Consider the following 22475-nt stretch of genomic DNA (forward strand, 5'->3'; position numbering starts at 1 on the left):
TCAGATATCAATGACATGCACGTCGCGCGGGAACTGCGTCAGGCAGACCGCATCGCTTTCGCGCACATGAACCGTTTCGCTCAACTCCATGCCCCAGCCGTCCATCCACATGCCAAGGATGATATGCACCACCGCATCGGTTGGCAGGAGCGTTCGGTCATCGGGCCGGAAGCTGATCGTGTGCTCGCCCCAGTCCGGCGAATAGCCCAGACCGATAGAGTACCCAATCCGGCTTTTCTTCTCCAACCCGTAGCGGTCCAACACCGCTTGCCAGGCGGCATGCACGTCGCAACACGGCACCCCCGCGCGCATCGCGTCCAGCACGGCCTCCATCCCTTCACCAACGGCCTCCGCGGTGGTCAGCAGGGTCTCGGGCGGGGTGCCGAGATGCACCGTGCGCGCAAGCCCCGCGTTATAGCGTTTGCGGCACCCGCCGAGTTCGAAGGCAATCGTCTGATCGGCGGCGAAGGGCGTATCCGTCCACATCGGATGGGCGGTGGATGCGGCCTCACCGGCCAGAACCAGCGGATGCAGCGCGGTCATGTCGCCGCCGAACTCTGGCGCGCCCCGGATCTGTGCCGCCACGATCTCCGCCATCAGGTCGCATTGCCGCACACCGGGCCGAACCCCGTCATAGGCGGTTTGCATCGCGTGCCCCGCGATCACCGAGGCCTGCGCGATCATCGCGATTTCCGCAGAGCTTTTGGTCAGGCGTTGCCAGTTCACGAGCAATGCGCAATCCGCCCATTGGCTGTTGGGCAGCCCCGCGCGCAGGTGATCCACCGCCGCCGGGGTCAGGAAATAGACATCGCTTTCATAGCCGATGCGCTTGCCGTCAAACCCCTTCCCGCGCATCCAATCGGCCATGAACTGCGCCGGATGCACGTCAGGTTGCTGCACCAGTGTTTCGGGGAAGGGGATAACCTGCTCCTCCGGCAAGTAGGTGGTGAATTTCGCCGCGCCTGCATCCATTTCGCGTCCGATCCATGTGGGATCGACCTCGAGCCCCACAACCATGATCTGCGGCGTGTAGAAGGACCAGGCGTCATAACCGGTGAGCCAGTTGATATTGGCCGGATCGCCGATCACCAACCCATCGAACCCAAGCTCCTGCATGCGGGTGCGAACGCGGTTCAGCCGGTCGGTGTATTCTTCGCGGGTAAAGGGGGGTGCCATTTACGCCTCTTCCTCCTGATGCTCGAAAATCGAGGTGTAGCCATCGGACCAGTCCGGCGGCAGGCGCATCTGCATCGGCTCCAGCCGAGCAAATTTCGCCTCCTCCCCGCGCACGACTTTCTTGCAGTTGGACGAGGGATAGGACACCGCCGTGTAGGCCATCGCATCGCAGGCACAATAAGTCACGATGACGACGGGCCGCCCAAGGTCGCTGAGGTTTGCGCGAGACGCATGCAGCGTGGCGCAGTGATGCACCGTGACGGTTCCAGCCGGTCCCGTCAGGTCAACCGCACGTTCCAGCCCCGCGTTGTCCAAGTGTTTGTCGTCGATATACCCAAGCCAGTTCCCGTCACCGTCGTAATGGTCGTAAAACGGCCCCTTGTGGCTGCCCGGGACTACCTGCAGTGGGCCTTGCTCGGGGCCCACATCGTTGAGACAGACGAGGAATTGCGCGACCGACGTGTTCGTCAGCGGATAGAACGGGAAATCCTGGTGCCACTTGACCTCCTGCCCGCCTCCGGCCCATTTGAAATTGATGAGGCATTCGCGAAACCGCAAGTCCGGTCCGAGCAGATCCGCCGCCAGATCGGCCAGCGGCGAATCCTTACAGAACTCCCAAAATACGGGATCGAGGTCATCGAGATAGGCAATCCGGCGCAGGCGGGGCGTGTCACGGGTGTGGCCCGTTTCGAGGTCATAGGTCTGATCGGATTTGGTCATATCGCGCGTGCCATCAACAAGCCGCGCCATGGCGCTGTTCAGCCGGTCAATCCACGCCTGATCTATCGCGCCTTCTTTGACCAGGTACCCCTGATCCGCATAGAACTGCTGGTCCCCCGGGCTCAGCACCCGAGGTGGTTCATTGCGACTGTTCTGCGTGTTCATTCGCCCCCCTTTCACCGTCAGCCCGAGCGCATCAACGCGCCATACCCGGGCACCTCAAGATCGCAGCCTGCGGCCCGCAGGCAATGCCAGAACATTGCCTGGTTGGCGGTCACCACCGGCTTGTTGAGGCGCTCTTCAATGCGCTCGATCACCTCCACCGCGCGGATCGCCGTGCAGGAGATGAAGAGCGCATCGGCCTCGGGTCGGTCGGCGATCAGCGCCGCGCGGTAGATCGCGTCGCTGGTCAGCGCGGCCATCTCTTCGTTGTCCTCGATCTGAAACGACGAAAACCCGACGACCTCTTTCCCGGCCGCCTGCAGGTACCGTGCGATCTGGGCGTTCACGTCATCCACGTAGGGTGTCAGCACCGCGAGCCTTTGCGCCCCGAACCGGTCCAATGCCGCGAGCGATGCGGTGATCGGCGTGATGCAGGCCACATCGGGCCGCGCCGCCCGGATGCGGTCACGGATCGTGTCATAGCCAATAACCACCGACCCCGAGGTGCAGGCATAGGCCACCGCATCAAGCCGCCCCTCCGGCACCAGCAATTCGGTTGCCGCGGTGATCCGCGGCGCCATCTGCCTAAGCGTGGCAACGGTGCAATCCGGCGTGTTCTCGATCCGCGTGGTGAAGATCGCCACATCATCGCTCGGACGCATGTTCATGAAGTCGCGTTCGACGGTGTAGTCGTTGCTGAGCACGATGAGCCCGATGCGCCACCTTCCCGGCCCCGCATCGGTGACCATCTCGGAGCGGACCGAGTGGATTTCCACCGCGTCAGGCTTGGATATCGTCGTGTCAGAAGGCATGGTCATCCTGTATACAGCTTGATTTTAGCAATCTTCACTTCTAAAAATGAGTCGTGTCAATGCAAATCAATGGGGAGTGCCGGGTGAGCCGAACAGCCGAGGAAACCACACCTTCGCCGGAGGATGAAACCGGCCCTGCCCGGTTTGACCGCATCTTCGGCGCGTTGCGCGATCGCATCTGCCTTCTGGCCTACCCGCCCGGGACGGTATTGAGTGAGGTCGCCCTGGCGCGGGAATTCGGCATCAGCCGCACGCCGATCCGGCGGGTGTTTCACAAGTTGGAATTCATGGGGCTGGTGCAGATCAGGAATGGCGTCGGCACGATCGTAACCGATATCGACCTGAAAACACTCAAGGAAACCTATGATCTGCGCAAACGGCTGGCCGAACTGATGGGAGAGCTGTCACCGGTGGAAATCACGCCCGACCACCTGGCGCGGATCGACGATCTGATCGCGGAGACCCGCGCACTGGCGCCGATACGGGGCGACTACGACGCATTGGCCCGGATCATCAACCGCCTGCAAGGCTTGCTGTCGGACCTGACCGGCAATGGACCGCTGCGCGAGATCATCGAGCTTCTTTACTACCGCGTCGCGCGCATCTGGTTCACATTTCTGCCGCAGCTTGGCTGGGATGACGCGATCGAAAACCAGATCAACGAGCTGCGCGAAATCCGAACGGCGATGGCCAACAACGATATCCGCAGCGTGGGCCAGTACCGGAGCATCGACCTGCAACGCATGCTGACCTCCCTGAGCCGGGTGCTGTCCGAGCCATGACCCCGAACATGCCCCTGCCCGATCTGCTGGACGCCGTCCGCCGCAACGCCAGCCTGCCCGCGGATCAGGCCGAAGCCACGCCGCCGCAGGTCTATACCTCGCCCGAATTCCTCGAACTGGAGTTGACGCAGATCTTCAACCGCGAATGGATCTGCGTCGGGCGCGAGGACGAATTCGCCAACCCGGGCGATTACCGCGTGACCCGGATCAGCCGCGATGAGGTCGTGATCCTGCGCGACCGTGACGGCACCCTGCGCGCGATGTCGAACATCTGCCGGCACCGGATGATGAGCCTTTTGGAGGGCGACGGCAATATCCCGAGCAAGATCACCTGCCCCTATCATGCCTGGACCTATACGCTGGACGGTCAACTCATTGGCGCATCGCATATGCGCGAGAATTTCGATAAATCCACCTGCCGGCTGCCGCAGTACCAGGTCGAGGTCTGGTTGGGTTTTGTCTATGTCAATCTGGACCCTGACGCCGCCCCATTGGCCCCGCGCCTTGCCCCGTTGGCGGAACGCTTCACGAACTATCAGGTGGCGAGCTACCGAGCACTTTTCCGCGTAAACGAGGTCTGGGACACCAACTGGAAAATCCTCTTCCAGAACTTCATGGAGCCCTACCACCTCTTCGCCGTTCACACGCACACGGTGGAGCCGGTTCTGCCCACCAAACACGCCCATGCAGTGACCGGGGGGCTGGGGTTTAATCTTTATGTTCAAGGACGTATGCCCGATGTCGCCTTCGAGTATGGCGAGGCGATGCAGAACCCCAACCCTGCGCTTAGCGAAGAAGAGGCAATGTCAGTGCCGCTCTTCGGGGCATTTCCGGCGCATATGTGCTCGATCTCGGCGGAACGGACGTTCTGGATGTCCCTGATGCCGATCACGACCGACAAGGTGCAGGTGTTCTGGGGCGTTGATGTGCATCCCGCCGCAATGCCCGAGGGCGATGCTTTTGCCGAGCGCGTCGAGACCCTCAAGGAGAGTTTTCACGCGATCAACGATGAGGACAAACCCATCACCGCGGCCATCGCCCGCAATGCCGCCGCCCTTGCCGCAGAACCCGGGCGGCTTTCGCCCAAAGAGCAGACGATCTGGGAGTTTCAGAGGTACTTGGCGGAGCGGCTAACGGGACCGCTGGAGACGTGAGGGCAAGCGCCGCTTTCATCGAAAAGTGAGCGCCGTTCCCGAGATGTCCGCCACGATGTCGGTGAAACGGGCCGGGGCAGCGACCTGCTCCGTGACCCATTGATACAAATCCTGATCGTTTTCCGACAAGAGCGCGTCATAAAGATCGAGTCGCGCGGCATCCAGTGCCGCCAGCCGGTCATCCGCGTAGCGGCTGAGGATGATATCCATCTCCTTGATGCCGCGCCGCATGGACCGCATCCGGAGCCGTTTCAGCCGCGTCTCTCGGTCTTCAGTCAACCGGTTCTGCCTTGAGCATCTCGCGCAGGCTGGTCTCGAGCCGGGCCAGACGTGACGAGGATGCGGCCAGTTGCGCGCGCACGTCGTGGATTTCGGTCAGGACGGTCACCGCATCAAGCGACAACCAGCCATGCTCGCCCTGGGCCGCCGGTCCTTCGCCTTCACCGGTCAGCAGCCAGCGCAACGAGACGTTGAGCAGCCCAGACATCATCGACAGCTTGTTGGCCCGCGGCTCGGACACGTCGTTTTCCCAGGCAATGAGTGTCTTGACCTTGATGCCCATACGCTTGGCCAGGTCATCCTGCGTCATTCCGGCCTGTTCACGGGCCCCGGCAACACGGTCACCAAAGGTTGTGGCCTGCGGGTCGAACCAATGTTCGGAGGTTTCGGCATTCATAATGACTTCCTTTTCTACGATCCTGCTTGAACCGAATTCGCGCGCAACCTAAGAGATGCGCATGGGTTATACAAACCGGAGGCCCCGATGAACCTGCTTTCCGCGACATTATCACGCGTCAAACCGTCGCCGACCATCGCCGTTTCGACCAAAGCGGCCGAGATGAAGGCCGCCGGACAGGACGTCATCGGCCTGGGCGCCGGTGAGCCGGATTTTGACACGCCCGACAACATCAAGGCAGCGGCCATCCAGGCCATCCATGATGGGAAAACCAAGTACACTGCCCCCGACGGGATACCTGAGTTGAAAAAGGCGATTTGCGCCAAGTTCAAACGTGAAAACGGGCTTGAGTACACGCCCGCTCAGGTCAGTGTGGGGACAGGTGGTAAACAAATCCTTTACAACGCCCTGATGGCCACGCTGAACCCGGGAGACGAGGTTGTCATACCTGCCCCCTACTGGGTCAGCTACCCCGACATGGTGCTGCTGGCGGGCGGTGAGCCGGTTATTGCCGAAGCGTCGATGCAGACCGGCTATAAACTGACCCCGGATCAGCTTGAGGCGGCGATCACGCCCAAGACCAAGTGGTTCATCTTCAACTCGCCGTCGAATCCGACCGGCGCCGGATATAGCCGCGAGGAGCTGAAGGCACTGACCGATGTGTTGCTGCGTCATCCACATGTTTGGATCATGACCGACGATATGTATGAACACCTGGCCTACGGTGATTTTGAGTTCTGCACACCGGCGCAGGTCGAGCCGCAGCTCTATGACCGCACGCTGACCTGCAATGGGGTCTCCAAGGCCTATGCGATGACCGGTTGGCGGATTGGCTATGCGGCCGGTCCCGAGAAGCTCATTGCCGCGATGCGCAAGATCCAGTCGCAAAGCACCTCGAACCCGTCGTCGATCAGCCAATGGGCGGCGGTCGAAGCACTTAACGGCACGCAGGATTTCCTCGCGGCAAATAACGAGGTTTTCGTGCGCCGCCGCGACTTGGTGGTGAAGATGCTGAACGAGGCCGAAGGGATCGTCTGCCCGACACCCGAAGGCGCGTTCTATGTCTATCCGTCGATCGCGGACCTGATCGGGAAGACAACGGCCAAAGGTACGGTCATCGAGAATGACGAGGTGTTCGCCACCGCACTTCTGGAAGAGACCGGCGTTGCCGTGGTCTTTGGTGCGGCCTTCGGGCTTTCCCCGAATTTCCGGGTCAGCTACGCCACCTCGGACGAGGCGCTTAAAGAAGCCTGCACCCGCATCCAAGGCTTCTGCGCCAGCCTGTCGTAGATCATGCAGCATTACTTGGAAGGAGCGCGGGAAACCGTGCTCCTTCATCCGTGTTTCGAGCCTGCCTGACGCCTCCCCGGAAACACGCGGCCCAAGCTACCTGTTGCCCCTCGACCGCACCGCCATCAACCTGAGCTTCCGGGGCGGTATTCGCACCAGTTCGACATGTACCTATCGGCACCTGCCGCCAATGACGCGGCCAACCCGAAGACGCCCCAAACGCGCCAGATCACCGTGGATTTCTTCAACCATCCGTTGCGCTTGCAAGGAACGATGTGCAAGAGTTTGCCGGACGTCATCCTGAGGAGGCACATAGATGATCCTAGAAGAACTCAACAGCCAGATCATTGACCGCCTCTTCGAGGCGGGCCGCCCCGGGACGTTCAAGCGGGGCGAGACGATGATGCGCCGCGGCGATCCCGGCGACAGCATGTTTCTGCTGGTGTCAGGCCGGGTCGAGGTCAGCCTCAACACCGTTTTCGGGACGAAATCCATCCTGGGCATTTACGGACCCAGAACCATCCTCGGCGATATCGCGTGCCTGGATGGCAAGGAACGCAGCGCCGATGTCACTGCGCTGGAGCCGGTGGAGACACTTGTTGTGACGCGCCCGGAGGTGCTTCGGCTGCTGGAAGAGGACGGCAAGACCTCCCATATCGTCATCGAGGCACTGTGCCAGAAGGTGCGCAATGCCACCGATGTGCTTGAGTTTCGGGTGCTGACGACGGCGCGCGCACGCCTGGCCAACGCGCTCATCCGCCTGATGGAGGATGACAGCGAGCCGATCACCCGTATCCGCGTCAGTCAGCGATGGTTGGGCAACTACTCGGGCCTCACCCGCGAAAACGTCAACCGGCAACTCGGCGCCTGGGCGAAAGACGGCGTTGCGCAGTTCGAACAGGGCGAGGTGGTGATCCTCGACAAGGACCGCCTGATCGACGCGGCCCTCAACGATCAGGGCCACTGAAAATGCGGGCGCCGCCGCCCCAGGTCATGCAACGTATGGGGGAAATCACCTGGTTGCTACGGCACAGCCCCGGATATGAAAATGCCGACCTGGACCGTGTCGATGCGCTTTTTCTGCAACCTCTCCTGATCGACCAGGTCCGAGTTTTCCGAAAAAACGAAGAACCCGTGGGGCTGGTTGTCTGGGCCTTCCTGGATGCCGAGGCAGAGGCGCGATACCTCGCCGATGGGGTATTGCGTGCAGATGACTGGAAAAGTGGCCAAGCCTTTTGGTTTACTGACTTTTTGGCGCCCTTCGGGCATGTCGCGGCGCTGACGCGGGCGGCCTGCCGCTTCATTCCGCCGGGCCAGATCGGATATGGGACGCGGCGCAATTCCGACGGCAGCGTCCGACGGATCACACGACATCGGCATGTCGCCGGATAGGTAAGGAAATCCGTACCGTGTGACGTGCAACACAGGTGCACCCATACAACCTGCGCAATCATGGCTTCACGATTTTAGCTTTTGATTCTTGAAGGGTTTTTCAGATGGGTAGCGTTGTTAAAAAAGTCACTAAAGCTGTATCGCCGGTCAAGCACGGCTGGGGCGGTAACGATACTGTCAAAGGGTATCTTCCCTACAATGTCCTTTACGGCGACAGCGGTCATGACAAGGTCTATGGCTATGGCGCTAAAAATAAACTTTACGGTGGCACCGGCAATGACCGGTTGGAGGCCTGGGGGGGCTGGAACCACATGGATGGTGGATCCGGCAATGACAGCCTCTACGGACGCGGTGCCACCAACCATATGCATGGTGGTTCAGGTAACGATTACATTGCTGGTTACGGCGGTTGGAACCACCTCAGCGGCGCCTCGGGCAACGACAAGATCGTTGGCTGGGGCGCCTATAACCAGGGATATGGCGGCACCGGCAACGACACGCTCGAAGGGCGCGGCGCCAAGAACAAGATGTACGGCAATGACGGCAATGACCGCCTGGACGGCATCGGGGCCTGGAACCATCTCGACGGTGGGAACCACAATGACAAGATCTATGGCAAGGGCCTGACCAACTACATGTATGGTGGCCATGGCAACGATCATATCGAAGCCATCGGGGCGTGGAACCATGCCGAGGGCGGCACGGGCAACGACACGCTCAAGGGTTTCGGCGCGGTTAATATCCTCAAAGGCGGGTCGGGCAACGACCGGATCGAGGCGATTGGTGGTGTGAACACGGCCCATGGTGATGCGGGCGACGATTACATGCTGGGCCTCGGCGGCAACAACAACATGTATGGCGGCGACGGCAACGACACGATGGATGCGGTCGGCGGCGTCAACAACATGCATGGCGGAAACGGCGATGACCGCATGATCGCGGGCGGCATCGGCAACCTGCAATGGGGTGACGCCGGCAACGACACGATGCTGGCGGGTGGCTCCGGCAACTACCAGCGTGGCGGGGCCGGAGACGATTTTCTTGGTGGTGTTGGCACCGGCAATTTTCAGTATGGTGAAGGTGGAAATGACACGTTGATGGCCGGTGGCGTGGGTAACTACCAGGAAGGTGGCAGCGGTGATGACATCATGGGGGCGGCCGCGGCTGGAAACATCCAGCTTGGCGGTTCCGGTGACGACATCATGGCTGCCGCCGCAGAAGCCAACCTGCAGATCGGCGGCTCGGGTGACGACGTGATGTTTGGTCTGGGCAAGCTCAACCTGCAGATCGGCGAAGGCGGCAACGACACGATGGTCGGCATCGGCAACCTCAATGTGCAGCATGGCGGCGAAGACGATGACGCCATGTTCGCGCTTGGCAATTTCAACGTGCAGATGGGCGCCGATGGCGACGACTTCATGGCGGGCTATGGCCAGGGCAACGTGCAGTTCGGCGACGGGCTGACGGCTGCCCTGCCCTCGGGGATCACCCTGGGCGATGGCAAGGTCGGCACCCTGCTCAAGGATCTGGCGGACCGTGTCGGGGGTACCGGATCCGGCAAGGATGTGTTGATCGCGGGTGGCCAAGGGCTGGCGCAGTTCGGCGGCGGTGAAGACGATGTTATGGTCGGTGCCGGGCAAGCCGCGGTGCAGTTCGGCGGCACAGGCGATGACATCATCGTCGGCGGCGGCAAGGTAAATGTCCAGCATGGCGATACGGGCAACGATTTCATGGTCGCGCGCGGCGTCGGCAACGTGCAATGGGCCGGGGACGGCAATGACATCCTGCTGGGCGCGGCCAAACACAAACAGGGATCGGCGCAACTGCAATATGGCGGTGACGGTCAGGATCTCGTGATCGGCAAAGCCGCCAGCGGCAAGAGCACGATCGAAAAGATCAAGAAGCAGATCAAGGACTTCAAGGATATCAAGGCGATTGTCGAGGGCGGTGGCGACGACCAGAGCCGCTATGACATGACCAAGACCTTCGTCGACGGCAAGATCAAGTCCAAGATCGACAGCCTGAAACCCAAACCGGAGCTGAGCGTGCAATTGGGCGGGGACGATAACGACGTTTTTGTCGGCGGCGGCAACCTCAAGGTGCAGGTGGGCCAGGGCGGCGATGATATCCTTCTTGGCAGCGGCAGCCTGGGCCTGAATTTCGGTGGCGAGGGCGACGACCTGATGATCACCGATGGCGGCACCAGCATCTATTCCGGTGGCAGCGACGATGACTGGATCATGGACCAAAGCATGTTCTTCTCGCTCTGGGCCAACACGGTCGGCGCCGACAAGCTGCTGGTCGAATTTGCTGAGGCGATGGATGGCATCCTGAACCCGCTGGAAAAAATCGTCGATACGATCAACGACATCAACCAGATGCTCGATCAACTCGACCCCCTGGGCGCGATCAGCGACTGGATCAGTTCGGTCGGCGATGACATCATGTCCTGGTTCGACATCTCGGTCACGCAATCGCTCGGCGGCGATGGCAATGACTTCCTGGCCAGCGGCGCCAAGGGCGGTGATATGGTCGGCGGTCAAGGCGACGACACCTATCTCTTCACCTTCGGCTTTGGTGGCGAACATACGGTCGACGATGGCGGTTTCAACGCGGTCCGCGACTGGGCCAACCTGCTGCAACTGGGCGACGGGCTCTTTGACACGATCACCGGCGGTGGCGGCGGCACCGATGCGGTGGAAATCCGCGGACCCTTCGGTGTCTTCGATATCGGCATCGAGAACCTGGCCTTCGACCTGTCGCATTCCGGCGATCTGACCATCGGGTTGCAGACCGAAGGCGGCTATCAGCTCGACATGGGCACCGTTGTCATCAAGGACATGGATGATGCGGATAACCGGGTCGAAACCCTGCGGATCGTGAACCAGGACGACATCATCAACATCGACCTCGGTGCGGCATTTGACGCGGGTCTTTTCGAGGCCAATGGCGGCCTGTCGCAGTGGTGGGATGAAACCAAGGACGGTTTTGACCAGATCGGCGATGGCCAGATCCCGTTTGCCTGGACCGACAATGCGAACGCCGACCTCGACGCCTTTATCTTTGTCGAAGATCCCGGCGTCGCGACCACGCAGGAGCTCTTTGCCGACAAGCTCGACGGCTGGACCAACGACATCAAGACGGCCGCGAACACTGCGGGCATCGTGGTCGATCAGGCCAACCGCCTGGCCGATGGCGTCGAAGATTGGACGACAAATGTCATTCCGGTAGTGCCAGACGCATTCGATTTCGCGTAAGTTGATCTAAAGGACCGAGGGAAGGCCCTGCGCACCAGGGCCTTCCCTTGATATTGGGAGAAGATTTTATGGACAAGAAAGTTGCAATTATCGGTGGCGGGATTTCCGGGCTCTCCGTCGCCTACACCCTCGTCAAGAACGCCGATTTCAATGGCGAGATCACGGTTTTCGAGGCCCGACCCACTCTTGGCGGCAATGCCGACACCGCGAATGTCTATCTCGGCTCGGATTTTCGCGGCGATTGCGAGGTTCCTTTCGTACGCAAGGCCGATCTGGGCGTAAACGACGTCAACATCACCGTCTATGACCGGCTGCGGCACGCCATGGCGGATATCGGATATTTCGAACTTGGCCGGGACGAAAAGAACCTGCGGAAACTCGAAGATACCGTGTGTTTCTTCACCGGCGACGGGCAGGAAATCTGGACGAAGGATCAGGAGTTGATCGACACCGGCGGTGTCGTTGACCTGCGGTTTTCGCTGCAAAACAACGACCATAAGGAGCTGCGGGAGGCCGAGGCCGAATTCATGCGCATCGCGGCCGAAGAGGATTTCAATCCTGACCACGAACAGCCCGACAAGAAGGATTTTTGGTACCTGGGTGCACGTGAATACGTCGAGTATTTCCGCACCCATCGCATCAAACAGGTGGGGGACCGGTATCATCCTTTCTCGCCCGAGTTGCTGGACCAGGTTGCGCGCCTCTTTCTGATGCCCCGGATTGCCGCGATGTATTTCGCCCCGGATCAGGGGCCGGACACCGCGCCCTTCCGCGGGGTGATGAGCTACTACCGCCTGCAGGAGGGGTACGGCACCGATGCCCAATCGGATCGGCGGTATTTCCGGCGCGGCTCGCAGGATTGGATCAACGCGCTTGCCGAATGGCTTGAGGGCGAAGGCGTCAGGATCGTCCGCAACTTCAAGGCCAAGGTGCAAGGCGACGGCGACGGTGGCGTGCATGTGATGGATGCCTCCGACGGGATGCACGCCCTCTCGGCGCCCGAACGGTTCGGCCGGGTGGTGATGGCCACCCATGCGGACCATCAACTGGCCGCTTTACCCCCGGGCAAGGATGGGCTCCTCAACCCCGAAATGGCCGACCTTCTGTCGAAAATCGAACATTCGGTCAGCCGATCAGTCGCGCATACTTACGCAGCCCTGCTGCCCGCCAATGTCGATAGCTGGCGCACCTATAACGTCATGATCCGCGACGGGGCGGGGCTCATCCCGTATCAGATGACATATGTGCAAAACCGTCATCGCAACGACCGTGAAAGCGAGGAATATGACGAATACGGCCTGCCGGTCTATTTCGTGTCGCTCAACCCGCAGGTGCCGATCCCCGACAAATACGTGCTGGACGTCACCCCCGAAGAAAAGGCGCGCCGGGTCGCGGCACAACCGGGCTATGGCCCCGAATTGACCGAAGACCATAGTGACGCAGGCAAGGCGGTGGCTTGGTTCAGGCATACGGTGATGACCGATGACCTGTTGGAGGTGCAAGCCAAGCTGCCTTTGCATCAGGGCAAGCCTGATCCCCGGATCTATTTCGCAGGGTGCTGGACCAATGGGGCTGGCCTGCACGAGGAGTGTTTTGAACAGGCCGAGCGCGTCGTCGCGGCAATCATGACCAGCAGATATGAGTGTTGAAAAGGTTCTTCTTGATCTTGGCCTTAGCCAGTATGCCGAGCGATTTCTGGAGAACCACATTGACCTGGCGCTGGCCGCGGACCTGACCGACGCCGACCTCAAGGAGATGGGGGTATCCTCGCTCGGGCATCGCCGCCGGCTGTTGGCCGCCTTCGCCGATCAACCCGGCAACGACGCCGTGGTCGAGCGTCGCGACGTGGTGGTCCTCTTCGCCGATCTCGTTGGGTTCACCCAGATGACCCAGGCCCTGGATGCCGAGGATGCCTATGGCCTGATCCAGGCCTTCCTACACCTGGTTGACGACACCGTCCGTCAAAGCGGCGGCACGGTTGAGCGGCACCTGGGCGATGCGGTCATGGCCATCTTCGGAGCACCGCTTGCGCGGGGGGACGAGGCCATCCGGGCGGTCAAATTCGCCCACCGAGTCCACGGGCTGGTGGCTGAACTGGGCCGCAAACATGGCACTGACCTGCAGGTTCGTGTCGGCGTCGCCTATGGGCAGGTTATCGTCCGGTCGCAGCCGGGCGAGGATATTTCCGTGGTGGGCTCATCGGTCAACCTCGCGGCGCGGCTCTCATCAGTGGCCCGGGCGGGCGAGACGCTGTTGTCCACCCATGTCACGCAGGCCTGCGGCAGCGCCATCCGGATCGCGGACAAGTCCGAACATGTCCTCAAAGGCTTCGACGAGCCGGTCATTTGCCACCGCCTTCTGGGTTTGGCGCGAGATACGCCGCAGGATTTCATCGGGCGCAAGCCGGAGATCGCGTACCTGACTGAGGTTCTGACCGCCGCGCAGGCCGAGGGCAAAGGACAGCTCGTGATTCTGCAGGGGGAGGCCGGCATCGGCAAATCCACTCTGCTCGCCCGCTGGATCGCCTCTGCCAAAGAGGCGGGTTTTGTCACCCATACGTCGCATATCCTGGATTTTGGCGTGGCGCAGACGCAGGCCGTCCGCGCGCGGCTTGTCCGACGCCTGCTTGCCGGAGCGGAAATTGCCGACAAGCACAGGCTGTGGCTCTCGGCCATGGCGGGCCTGCCCGTCAGCCCGTCCGAGATGGCGATCATTGACGCGGCGACACCGGAGATCCAGGCGCGCAACCGACAGGAGGCTTTTGCGGCCCTTCTCGGCGCGGCGGCTCAACTGTCACCATTGCTCCTGGCCTTCGAGGATGCCCATTGGGCAGATGAGGATATGCTGGCGCTTCTGGCCGATTGCAGCCGGCTTGCCGCAGATCTGCCGCTGATCGTGATTGCGACCACGCGGATTGAAGGGAACCGGCTTGGGGACGATTGGCTTGCTCAGATCGCGCCCACCCGCATATCGACCCGCACCCTCGGCCCTCTGGACGAAAAGGATTGTCGACTTTTCGCCTCATCGCTCGCAGGCGACGGCTTCGACATCGAAAACGCCGTCCGGCGGTCAAGCGGCCACCCCCTCTATCTGGAGCAACTTCTGCGCCACGGGCAGGAGGACACGACATCGGGCCTGCCGCATTCCATCCATACGATCATCCAGGCGCGCATCGACCTTCTGGACATGGCTGACAGGCGCGCCACCCGTGCCGCCGCCGTCCTAGGCCAGCAGATCGAAATCGATGCGATCCGGCATATCCTGGAGGATCGCAGCTATAGCCCACATTCCCTGATCGAACGGCGCATCCTGCAGGAGACCGAGGCGGGGCTTACCTTTCATCACGCCCTGATCCGCGATTGCGTTTACGAAACCGTCCTGCGCGAAGAGCGCAAGCTCTTCCACCACGCCGCCGCCGATTGGTACGCGAGCAGAAACCTTGCGTTGCAGGCCGATCATCTGGCCCAAATCGACGCGCCGGAAACCGCGGACGCCTACCTGCGCGCGGCATCTGCGGCGGCAAATGACCGGCAACATGGCGAGGCGGTCCGCCTGGCCGCCGCCGGGCAGCCGCATGCGCAGGCACAAGATCTCCGTTGCAAGTTGCTGCTGACCGAGGCCGACGCGCTTTTTCGGCTGAACCGTCCCAATGCGGCCATCGACGCCTACCGGCGCGCTGCCGAGGCCGCCACCGGGCTCTGCAAATTCTGGCTCTCCGCGACGATTGGCGAGATCACGGCGCTGCGGCTTGTGGACCGGGTCGAAGAGGCAAGTGCGCGCATCGCCGCGGCCGAGGAGATAGCGCAAGGCGGCGACCATGATCTCGAACTGTCACACCTGGCCTATCTGCGCGGCTCGCTTCTATTCCCGACGGGGGATTTCCAGGCCTCGCTGCTCGCGCATGACGAGGCGCTGCGCCTGGCCGAGCGGGTGGGTAACCCCGAGCGGATCGCCGATGCCCTTTCCGGTCGCGGCGATGCGCTTTATGCACAGGGCCGGATGAGTTCTTCCCGCACGGTTTTTGATGATTGCCTGCGTCTCTGCGAGGAACATGGGCTCGCGCGGATCAAGGCGCAGAACCTCTTCATGCGCGGCACCGTCCGGATCTATGCGCTCGACTGGGAGGGTGCGCTCAGCGACGCGCTGCAATCGGCCGAACTGGCGCGGACCATCGGCAACGCCCGCGCCGAAGTCGTCTCGCGTCTGACGGCCTCATGGGTGCATGCCTGGACCGGCAACCCCGCGGAGGCAATCGAGCAGGCCGAAATCGGTCTCACCGTCGCGGGGGGCGCCGGTGCCGTCCGTTTCAAGCCGTTCCTGTCCGAAGCCCTGGGCCATGCCCAACTTCTCATGGATGAGCGCGCGACGGCGCTCCGGACCTTGGAGGCCGCGGTTAGCGATATGTACGAAGCAGGGGTCGAACGGTTTATCGGACCCTGGCTTCTGGGGTCGCTGGCGCTAAGCCTGGGACCGGGCGAGCGTCAGCGGGCGTTGCATGAGCAGGCGGAAACCCTGCTTGAAACCGGGGCGGTCGGGCACAACCACTACCAATTCCGCCGCCTGGCCATCGACGCGGCCATCGAGGCAAATGATCGAACGCTGGCCAGCGATCAGGCCGCGGCGCTTGAACGCTACACTCGGTCGGAACCCACGCTCTGGTCCGACAGGGAAATCGCCCGGGCCAGGGAGTTTGCCAACGGCTGACTGACACTTTTGCTTAGGTGCAAGACGCATTCCTTGAAAGATCGGGTGACCCCCTGCCCGACCTACGACGGACGCTTTTTAGCAGTAATGTTTCGCAGGCAGCCAGAATCGACTAGCGTGGCGGATGCCGGTCGTCTTTTTGGGGAAGTTCTTGTCATGCTTTACGCTCGCAAACCACGATGCGAAGTGATGATGAAACGGCTTGCCGCTGGCCTGACGCTGCTTTGTGCGCCAATGGTCACCGCCTACGCGCAAGCCACGGAAAATGAGGCGCTGATCCTGACCTTCGAGGGGCGCAGCGTGGATAGCGCCCCCTATTACTATGCCTTTCCCTACCGGATCGAACGGGCGTCACTCGAACACCGAAAACTGTATTTCAGCCGCCATGTCGAAGGCGAAGGCAAGCGCCTGTTCGTAACCGATTGGGACCCTGCGGCGGCGATCACGCTGGATAGTGACGCCGCCACAAAGGTCACGGATATCGACCTGAACCGCATCAACTTCTGGCGCCGCGCCTACAATACCCGCCTCAACGGCCTGATCGCTGAGGCCGATGATGACAAGGCCGAGCGGATGAACCTTTGGCTCTTTGCCGATGGCGCGGACACGGCGGTGAAATTGACGGATGTGGACTATGTCTATGATTTCACACAATCAAAGGACCATCGCAAAGTCTACTACACCGCACGATATGGCGCATCGGACGCCGCCAAGGGCTGCCTGGAGGAGCTGTCAATTGACGAGGGCGGAAGCACCCGGACCCGTCAGTTGATCTGCGACGATGACCCCGCGATGCCGGCCCGGATCAACTGGTGGAGCAGCCTCAGGGCCGATCGCAAGCGGGTTGTCTTCCCCGCATTGAAGGACGGCGACCGCAACAAGCAGGAACTCTATGCCTATGACCTTACCGACGGGTCCATAACCCGCCTTTTCGAGGGCCATGGTAAATCCTGGGTCGGGGTCTGGCGCAATTGGGGTGGGGAAACGCAGGCGCTCTTTTCCGCCGATCGCGAGCTTTACAGACATGATTTCGACACCGGCGAAACCGTCCTGCTCAGGATATTCGATCAGGCCATTTCGGACTATGCCCTCGCCGGCGAAGGTGACACACCGCCGATCCTGGTATCGACCGAGACATCGTTTGAGACCAAGCTCGAGGTACTGATGGTCGGCCCGGAGACTGTCGATGTTCTGTCCGAGACCTCAATCCCCGAAGATGCCTGGCTTGCGGACGACCATGACGGCACCGTTTTCATCGGCAGGTTTTCCCCGGAAATCTATGCCGCGTTCGAGATGCTTACCGTGTCACCGGATGGCACATTCACCGCGCGCGACGCCATCGACGGCCTCACCGAGATCAACGAACAACTGAGCCAGTGCGAGGTTGAGCGTGTTCAGATCACCCATGAGGACCAAAGCGACGCATCACCAGGTATCGTCACTCTGGATGCGTTCATTTACCGCCCTCGAGTGCCGCCTCCACTCCCCGATCAGAAATTCGTTATCACGGCCTATTACGGCGGCGAAAACGAATTCTCGACCTATCATCACCTATGGTGCGCCCTGGGCATCACCACGGTCAGCCCGGCAGTACGCGGCGATTGGCGTTATGGCACCGCCTTTGCCAACAGCAATGACCGTGAAAAGGCCGATGCGCCCGTCCGCGACACGCTGGCGATTGCGCGGTATCTGATCGAGCGGTTCGACATCCCCGATCCCCGGCAGATCGGTACGACCGGGTATAGCCATGGTGGTTGGGCCGCGGTGCGCACGCTGAGCTATCCCGGGCCGGAGCGGCTCGACCTGGGTTTCGCGATCGCGGGCGGCGGTTTCTACGACCTGCCTGCCGTTGTTGATCCGGACAGGAATGGCGCGACCAACATTCATGGCTGGTTCGACAAGGAGTTTGGCACCGCGAACCAGGGCGATCTGCTGCGATTTCTCTCGCCAAGCCAGCATGTCGGGATGATTGATGCCCCGATTTTCCTTTTCCATGGCGAACGGGACACCCGGGTCTCAGCCGAGCAGGCAAGGGCCTTTGCCGCGCTCCTGGCCGCGCAAGACAAAGCCCACCGCCTGATGATCGTGCCCGATCAGGGTCACAGTATCCGTGGCCCCGAAGTCTGGACAAAGATCCGTCAGGGGGTTCTGGACCTCATCGCAGGCGCGCCTTAAAGCGACATGGAGGATTGGAACTGGCTTGCGGAAATAAATTATAACAATATCAAATTGTTACGATATCACCTTTAAGGTGGACTGAAGCAGCGTAGCTCCTGCCGATTGCGCCGAAACCCATGCGGTCTCGGGCGCTCTTGCGCTGCCTTTGGCGGACCTGCGGTTGCAGGCGTGGTGCGTCACGTCACCCTACATCGGCCCCCGAACACTCCAGAAAAACAACTCAAGCGCGCGGGATTTCTTGGTCCCGACAAAGGTATCCGCGAAAGCGGTGTCGAGGATCGAGGGGCTGAACGGGACTTTCTGACTGAGGACTTCGAAGAACCGGGTCACCCACAGGGCGCGATCGGCGTCGGAATAGTCAATCTTGCCAAAGATGGCGTAACGGTCCGTGGTGAAGGTCCGCGCGGCCTGGTCGAATTCGCATCCCGGGATCTGCCTTGCGCTGTGAATGATGATCTCCTGATCCCCAAGGTAATAGTGAAATTCCCGATTGCAGAAGGCCTTGGCCGCGGCGGTGTGGGAGGTGAGGATGCGAACCGCCTTATACCCTTCCTGCCCCTGGGCGCACTGGTTCTCCCCGTCATCCAGCCAGTCGATCAGCAACTTGCGATACCGCGGCAGTTCATTGGCCTCAAGGATCGCCCGGATGCCGCTATTTGCGGCGGTTGTGTTGCCGACCAGACCGATCAGGGGCCTCTTGGGGCAGCCTTCGGGCCGTGGCTTCGGCAAGGAATGCAGGTCAATGAAACTGATACCGCTGAGGAATAGAGGCGGCGACAGGATCAGCCCGCTGCGGCGCTCGTTTGTGATGGTGCTGGGATCGCAAAGGATGTCGAACTCGGTCCCGAAATAGTCGAACCGGCTCTTGTCCTTGTCACGCGCAATCAGGCGATCGACATCGACGATCTTGATATTCTCACGCTCCAGCCTGATCGTCTCGTCGCCCTCCGTCCCGTTTTCAGTAACCTCGGTTCCCGGGTCGCGAGGGTTAGCCAGCAGATCCGTCAGCACCGCATCGCAGATCTTGACGATAAAGCCGGTGTACTTCCCATTCGCAAGCGGCCCGGGCGTTGCGGCGGTGAGCACGTCGAAATTGCCTTGGGACCGGTACGAAAAGGGCCGCGCGTCGCTGCGCACGCCGATGCGCAGCAGGATGTCTGCCGTATCGGTGGTGTCATGCGGGCTTTTGCTTTCGGGATCCGTGTCAGGAGTGACATTGCTTTCTGCTGCCGGGAGATTGGCGGTTTGAGCATCCGACGTCACCGCCGTAAAGATCCAGACCAGTGCCGCGAGGATCGCGATTACCAGGAGATAAAGCAGGGATTTGAACACCTTGGGACCGACAATATCCCGAACATGCAGAAGCGGCGCACCAACGGCGCGCGCAATCAGCCAGTTGGAACCGCGGCTATCCTCGGTCAGTTCGAGAAAGGCCGCGAAGAGAACGATGAAGAGCGCGGGCAGCGTCGCGGTGATGATCGTGTCCCGCAAGGCCCCCCGGGCAATCGTCCACTCGCCCGGCAACCATGGCAGCACCAGGCGCACATCGCCAACCGCCGAGCTTGTCACCGTGTAGATGACCCAGGACAGCCCGATCAGGCACATGGCACAGATCCCCGCGACAAGAAGTGAGATTTCCACCGGCCAGTCATCATGCTTGTCCATCAGGATCAGCGCCGTGATGCTGAGCAGCATGCAGGGCAGCAGATGCCAGGCGAAATAGACCCAGTTGTGTTGGAAGAGATCGGTCACCTGTCTTTGGGTGACACTGAAGCTCGATTCCCAAATCAGCTGGATCACGAAGGCCGATGACAGGGCGAAAACACCGATCAGCGCCGGGGAAACGCTCATCGACAGCAGGCGCAGGAATGGGATGCGCTTGAACGACCAGGGTTTCCACGAGTTCTGATCCACCCGAACTTCGCGAAAGAAGATGGTGGCGACGATGGTGGCGAAGACCATGAGCGCCCGCTGCAAGATGTCCCAGAATGACCAGGAAGCGATCCGCGCATATTGACCGGTCAGCCAATCCGACTTGCCCTCGGCTTCGGCGGCCGCACATGCCGGGAACACATCGGTGGCCGCGTCGCCGCCGGTGCGAGGTTTGTCCTCGGCCATCGCGGTGAGGCTGAACATGCAGGTCGTCCACGTCGGTATCGGTAGAATCACGCCGGGCGCGGCGGCTGCGGCCGTTGACGGTTCGTCGGGTTTGGCCTGGGCCGGGGTTTCATCGACAAAGGTAATGGTGATCTCGTCACCCGCCCTTAGCGTGACCACTGCCGGCGCGCCTTTGCCGACGTTGACCGTCGCGGGTGCCCCGTCTTCGAGATTGATATTGGCTTTCGCCTCTTCGGGCACTTTCGCGTCAACGTCGAGATCCTCGCTGAGCATGGTGACTGCAACGGTGCCGACCGGCAGCACAACTTCGGGCATGCCGCCCACTTCGACCACCGGAAGGCCCGCACGTGGCGTACGGTCAAGTTCAGGAAGTTGCCGGATCGTCACCTGGCTCATCGCGGGCAGCTTAATGATCTCCGTCCCATCCGTCGGAAACTCGATCTTGGCTGGGGTCGCTTCCGGCAGGGGCGTGACCTTGGATTCCTTATCAGGCAGCGTCTGAACGGCGTCGTCTCCCTTGGGCAGGGTAACGTCGGCTTCGGTGCCTTCGGACAGGGTGATGGAAACCCGGGCGCCTTTGCCGAGCGTCATCTTACGTTCAGGCGCCGTGTCTTCCCAGGCGCTGGCGATTTGCGCCTCCGCAAGCGACGGCCGGTCATCGACCGTATAGGCGCTCCGCCAGTGATAGGTCGAAAAGGCAACCGCAAGCGATACCAGTACCCCGATAAACATCGACATGGCAAAGGAGTTGAGCTCGGTCCGATAGCCGCGCGCGATCAGCTTCTCGATCTTGGCAATCGTCGACCTCGGATCGGTATTCTTGATCGCGTGATTGTTGCGCACGTAGAACACGGCGAAAACGGCCTTGGCGCTGTTTGATGCCAGAACCGCCTTTTCATGCAGCGCCTTGAGGGCGGCCTCGTTGGGCTGGATATTGTCGATCAACTCCTCGACATCCTCGATCTCGCGGGCCAGTTGTTCGGGGACATCCTTGAAGGCATCGAAATGCGTCAGGGGAAAATGCAGACGGCTGAAGCCCGCAGTGACCGATGGCGAGAGGCAGTCGATGGTGCTGAGCTGGGCCTGAATATCTTCGTTATACTGGTCGGACACCTTCTTGAAAGCCGCAGGTTTGGTCAGCCGGTCGAACTTCTGCAGAAGCGGGCTGGGATATTTGGCGTTCAGTCTGAGGTATTCAACCGTCTGCAGCCGTTCGAGCACCTTGTAGACACCCCGCGGCACCCCGGCGAGGCGATGGGCCAGCGCCCGCATATAGGTCTCCACAGGCTTCATCGCACCCACGGACAGGAACGCGATCAGGAAAGCCGAGACAAAGATCGGCTTGCCAAAGGTGGAATCGGCCAGTTCCATCGGGTCCGCAAGCGGTCCGACGAAATCGGTATGGGCGCCGACCTCAAGCTCTGCAAGGTTGGCGTTGCGGACCAGCAGGAACAGTTCGGTGGAACTCAGTATGATGGCATAGGCCAGCAGGTAGAGCAGCGAATAGAAGAGAAAACCCGACATCCACTCCCGCGGGGTACAGAGGTTCTCAAGCTCGACGTTCTCGAGGATGGCGTGATAGGGAAACGGGCTGTTGCCGAGCGTGGTCCGGTAATTCCGGTCCGCTTCGATCAGCAGGGAAAACGCACCGAAAAGGATCGCTCCGACGTAGATCCAGTCACTCATGAATGTGCGTCAGGTGCCCCGTCAGGGACAGTCCTGAACCTCGGGGTTACACGGCCCTGCGGCTATGTCATCCGACCCCGAAATCGGGTCAAAGGGCATCAACACCACGGCCAGTATGACGCCAAAATACGCCTTTGCCATTTTATCCCACTCCAAATAAATCCTAGAAATAAAGGCGAAAATTAACACGATTCTCCCAATTTCGCAACTTTCACGGGAGTTACTCGCCCAATAACCCTCTCTTTTGGGTTGTGATAACCGGTCAGAATGAGGCTAGAAGCCATTCGTTCGGGGAGGTAAGCCAATGCCAAATGGTGCATCCTATATCCGCAAGAACACATCACGACCGGCCCAAAACGCAGCCCGGC

General features: G+C 60.9%; 15 protein-coding genes. 9 read left to right on the top strand and 6 right to left on the bottom strand.

Features of this window, described 5'->3' with window-relative positions:
- Genes RBB29_RS06160 through RBB29_RS06170 form a run of 3 tightly spaced genes read right to left on the bottom strand, consistent with a single transcriptional unit; the run spans nucleotide 1 to nucleotide 2876 of the window.
- Nucleotides 1-1176 (bottom strand): Xaa-Pro peptidase family protein, encoded by a 1176-nt coding sequence (locus RBB29_RS06160; protein ID WP_306113680.1) that lies wholly within the window; start codon nucleotides 1174-1176, stop codon nucleotides 1-3.
- The gene (locus RBB29_RS06165) at nucleotides 1177-2061 is read right to left on the bottom strand and encodes a phytanoyl-CoA dioxygenase family protein (protein ID WP_306113681.1); all 885 of its coding nucleotides are present in this window, start codon (nucleotides 2059-2061) and stop codon (nucleotides 1177-1179) included. It lies immediately after the preceding gene.
- 17 nt (nucleotides 2062-2078) lie between these two features.
- Nucleotides 2079-2876 (bottom strand): ectoine utilization protein EutA, encoded by a 798-nt coding sequence (locus tag RBB29_RS06170; RefSeq protein WP_306113682.1) that lies wholly within the window; start codon nucleotides 2874-2876, stop codon nucleotides 2079-2081.
- Between the two features lie 77 nt (nucleotides 2877-2953).
- Here RBB29_RS06170 and RBB29_RS06175 point away from each other — a divergent pair, with 77 nt between their 5' ends.
- Together RBB29_RS06175 and RBB29_RS06180 are read left to right on the top strand one after the other, a co-directional pair.
- Entirely contained in the window at nucleotides 2954-3652 is a 699-nt protein-coding gene (locus RBB29_RS06175; protein WP_306113683.1) for a GntR family transcriptional regulator, read from the top strand.
- Between the two features lie 8 nt (nucleotides 3653-3660).
- Nucleotides 3661-4806: an aromatic ring-hydroxylating dioxygenase subunit alpha gene (locus RBB29_RS06180; RefSeq protein ID WP_306121110.1), complete on the top strand. Its 1146-nt coding sequence runs from the start codon at nucleotides 3661-3663 to the stop codon at nucleotides 4804-4806.
- 15 nt (nucleotides 4807-4821) lie between these two features.
- Here the strand turns inward: RBB29_RS06180 and RBB29_RS06185 are convergent, their stop codons facing one another.
- Nucleotides 4822-5085, bottom strand: coding sequence for a succinate dehydrogenase assembly factor 2 (locus RBB29_RS06185; RefSeq protein ID WP_306113685.1), 264 nt, complete (start codon nucleotides 5083-5085; stop codon nucleotides 4822-4824).
- A complete protein-coding gene (locus RBB29_RS06190; protein WP_306113686.1) occupies nucleotides 5078-5482 on the bottom strand; it encodes a helix-turn-helix transcriptional regulator in 405 nt (134 codons plus the stop codon). The genes RBB29_RS06185 and RBB29_RS06190 overlap by 8 nt, the downstream gene beginning before the upstream one ends.
- 87 nt (nucleotides 5483-5569) lie before the next feature.
- Between RBB29_RS06190 and RBB29_RS06195 the strand changes: the two genes are divergently transcribed.
- From RBB29_RS06195 to RBB29_RS06225, 7 genes are all read left to right on the top strand, one after another.
- The gene (locus RBB29_RS06195; RefSeq protein WP_306113687.1) at nucleotides 5570-6772 is read left to right on the top strand and encodes a pyridoxal phosphate-dependent aminotransferase; all 1203 of its coding nucleotides are present in this window, start codon (nucleotides 5570-5572) and stop codon (nucleotides 6770-6772) included.
- Nucleotides 6773-7088: 316 nt separating this feature from the next.
- A complete protein-coding gene (locus RBB29_RS06200) occupies nucleotides 7089-7739 on the top strand; it encodes a Crp/Fnr family transcriptional regulator (RefSeq protein ID WP_306113689.1) in 651 nt (216 codons plus the stop codon).
- Between the two features lie 2 nt (nucleotides 7740-7741).
- Nucleotides 7742-8164, top strand: a complete 423-nt coding sequence (locus RBB29_RS06205) for a toxin-activating lysine-acyltransferase (protein WP_306121111.1) — start codon at nucleotides 7742-7744, stop codon at nucleotides 8162-8164.
- A 104-nt stretch (nucleotides 8165-8268) separates the two neighbouring features.
- Nucleotides 8269-11421, top strand: a complete 3153-nt coding sequence (locus tag RBB29_RS06210; protein ID WP_306113691.1) for a calcium-binding protein — start codon at nucleotides 8269-8271, stop codon at nucleotides 11419-11421.
- Nucleotides 11422-11489: 68 nt separating this feature from the next.
- A complete protein-coding gene (locus RBB29_RS06215) occupies nucleotides 11490-13070 on the top strand; it encodes an FAD-dependent oxidoreductase (RefSeq protein WP_306113692.1) in 1581 nt (526 codons plus the stop codon).
- Nucleotides 13060-16125 carry an AAA family ATPase gene (locus RBB29_RS06220; RefSeq protein WP_306113693.1) on the top strand — a complete coding sequence of 1022 codons (3066 nt, stop codon included), beginning with the start codon at nucleotides 13060-13062 and terminating at the stop codon, nucleotides 16123-16125. The genes RBB29_RS06215 and RBB29_RS06220 overlap by 11 nt, the downstream gene beginning before the upstream one ends.
- A gap of 189 nt (nucleotides 16126-16314) precedes the next feature.
- Nucleotides 16315-18300, top strand: coding sequence for a S9 family peptidase (locus RBB29_RS06225; RefSeq protein ID WP_306113694.1), 1986 nt, complete (start codon nucleotides 16315-16317; stop codon nucleotides 18298-18300).
- 189 nt (nucleotides 18301-18489) lie between these two features.
- On the opposite strand, the gene RBB29_RS06230 is transcribed toward RBB29_RS06225, so the two are convergent.
- Nucleotides 18490-22107: a hypothetical protein gene (locus tag RBB29_RS06230; protein WP_306113695.1), complete on the bottom strand. Its 3618-nt coding sequence runs from the start codon at nucleotides 22105-22107 to the stop codon at nucleotides 18490-18492.
- Nucleotides 22108-22475: the final 368 nt, after the last annotated feature.

Source organism: Roseovarius sp. MMSF_3359 (assembly GCF_030733385.1).
Classification (GTDB): domain Bacteria; phylum Pseudomonadota; class Alphaproteobacteria; order Rhodobacterales; family Rhodobacteraceae; genus Roseovarius.

Bases quoted from the DNA above. Each gene is read 5' to 3' on its own strand.
- RBB29_RS06200 (WP_306113689.1), top strand. From the start codon at position 7,089: ATGATCCTAGAAGAACTCAACAGCCAGATCATTGACCGCCTCTTCGAG.
- RBB29_RS06160 (WP_306113680.1), bottom strand. From the start codon at position 1,176: ATGGCACCCCCCTTTACCCGCGAAGAATACACCGACCGGCTGAACCGC.
- RBB29_RS06230 (WP_306113695.1), bottom strand. From the start codon at position 22,107: ATGAGTGACTGGATCTACGTCGGAGCGATCCTTTTCGGTGCGTTTTCC.
- RBB29_RS06170 (WP_306113682.1), bottom strand. From the start codon at position 2,876: ATGACCATGCCTTCTGACACGACGATATCCAAGCCTGACGCGGTGGAA.
- RBB29_RS06220 (WP_306113693.1), top strand. From the start codon at position 13,060: ATGAGTGTTGAAAAGGTTCTTCTTGATCTTGGCCTTAGCCAGTATGCC.
- RBB29_RS06210 (WP_306113691.1), top strand. From the start codon at position 8,269: ATGGGTAGCGTTGTTAAAAAAGTCACTAAAGCTGTATCGCCGGTCAAG.
- RBB29_RS06225 (WP_306113694.1), top strand. From the start codon at position 16,315: ATGATGAAACGGCTTGCCGCTGGCCTGACGCTGCTTTGTGCGCCAATG.
- RBB29_RS06190 (WP_306113686.1), bottom strand. From the start codon at position 5,482: ATGAATGCCGAAACCTCCGAACATTGGTTCGACCCGCAGGCCACAACC.
- RBB29_RS06165 (WP_306113681.1), bottom strand. From the start codon at position 2,061: ATGAACACGCAGAACAGTCGCAATGAACCACCTCGGGTGCTGAGCCCG.
- RBB29_RS06215 (WP_306113692.1), top strand. From the start codon at position 11,490: ATGGACAAGAAAGTTGCAATTATCGGTGGCGGGATTTCCGGGCTCTCC.
- RBB29_RS06205 (WP_306121111.1), top strand. From the start codon at position 7,742: ATGCGGGCGCCGCCGCCCCAGGTCATGCAACGTATGGGGGAAATCACC.
- RBB29_RS06180 (WP_306121110.1), top strand. From the start codon at position 3,661: ATGCCCCTGCCCGATCTGCTGGACGCCGTCCGCCGCAACGCCAGCCTG.
- RBB29_RS06195 (WP_306113687.1), top strand. From the start codon at position 5,570: ATGAACCTGCTTTCCGCGACATTATCACGCGTCAAACCGTCGCCGACC.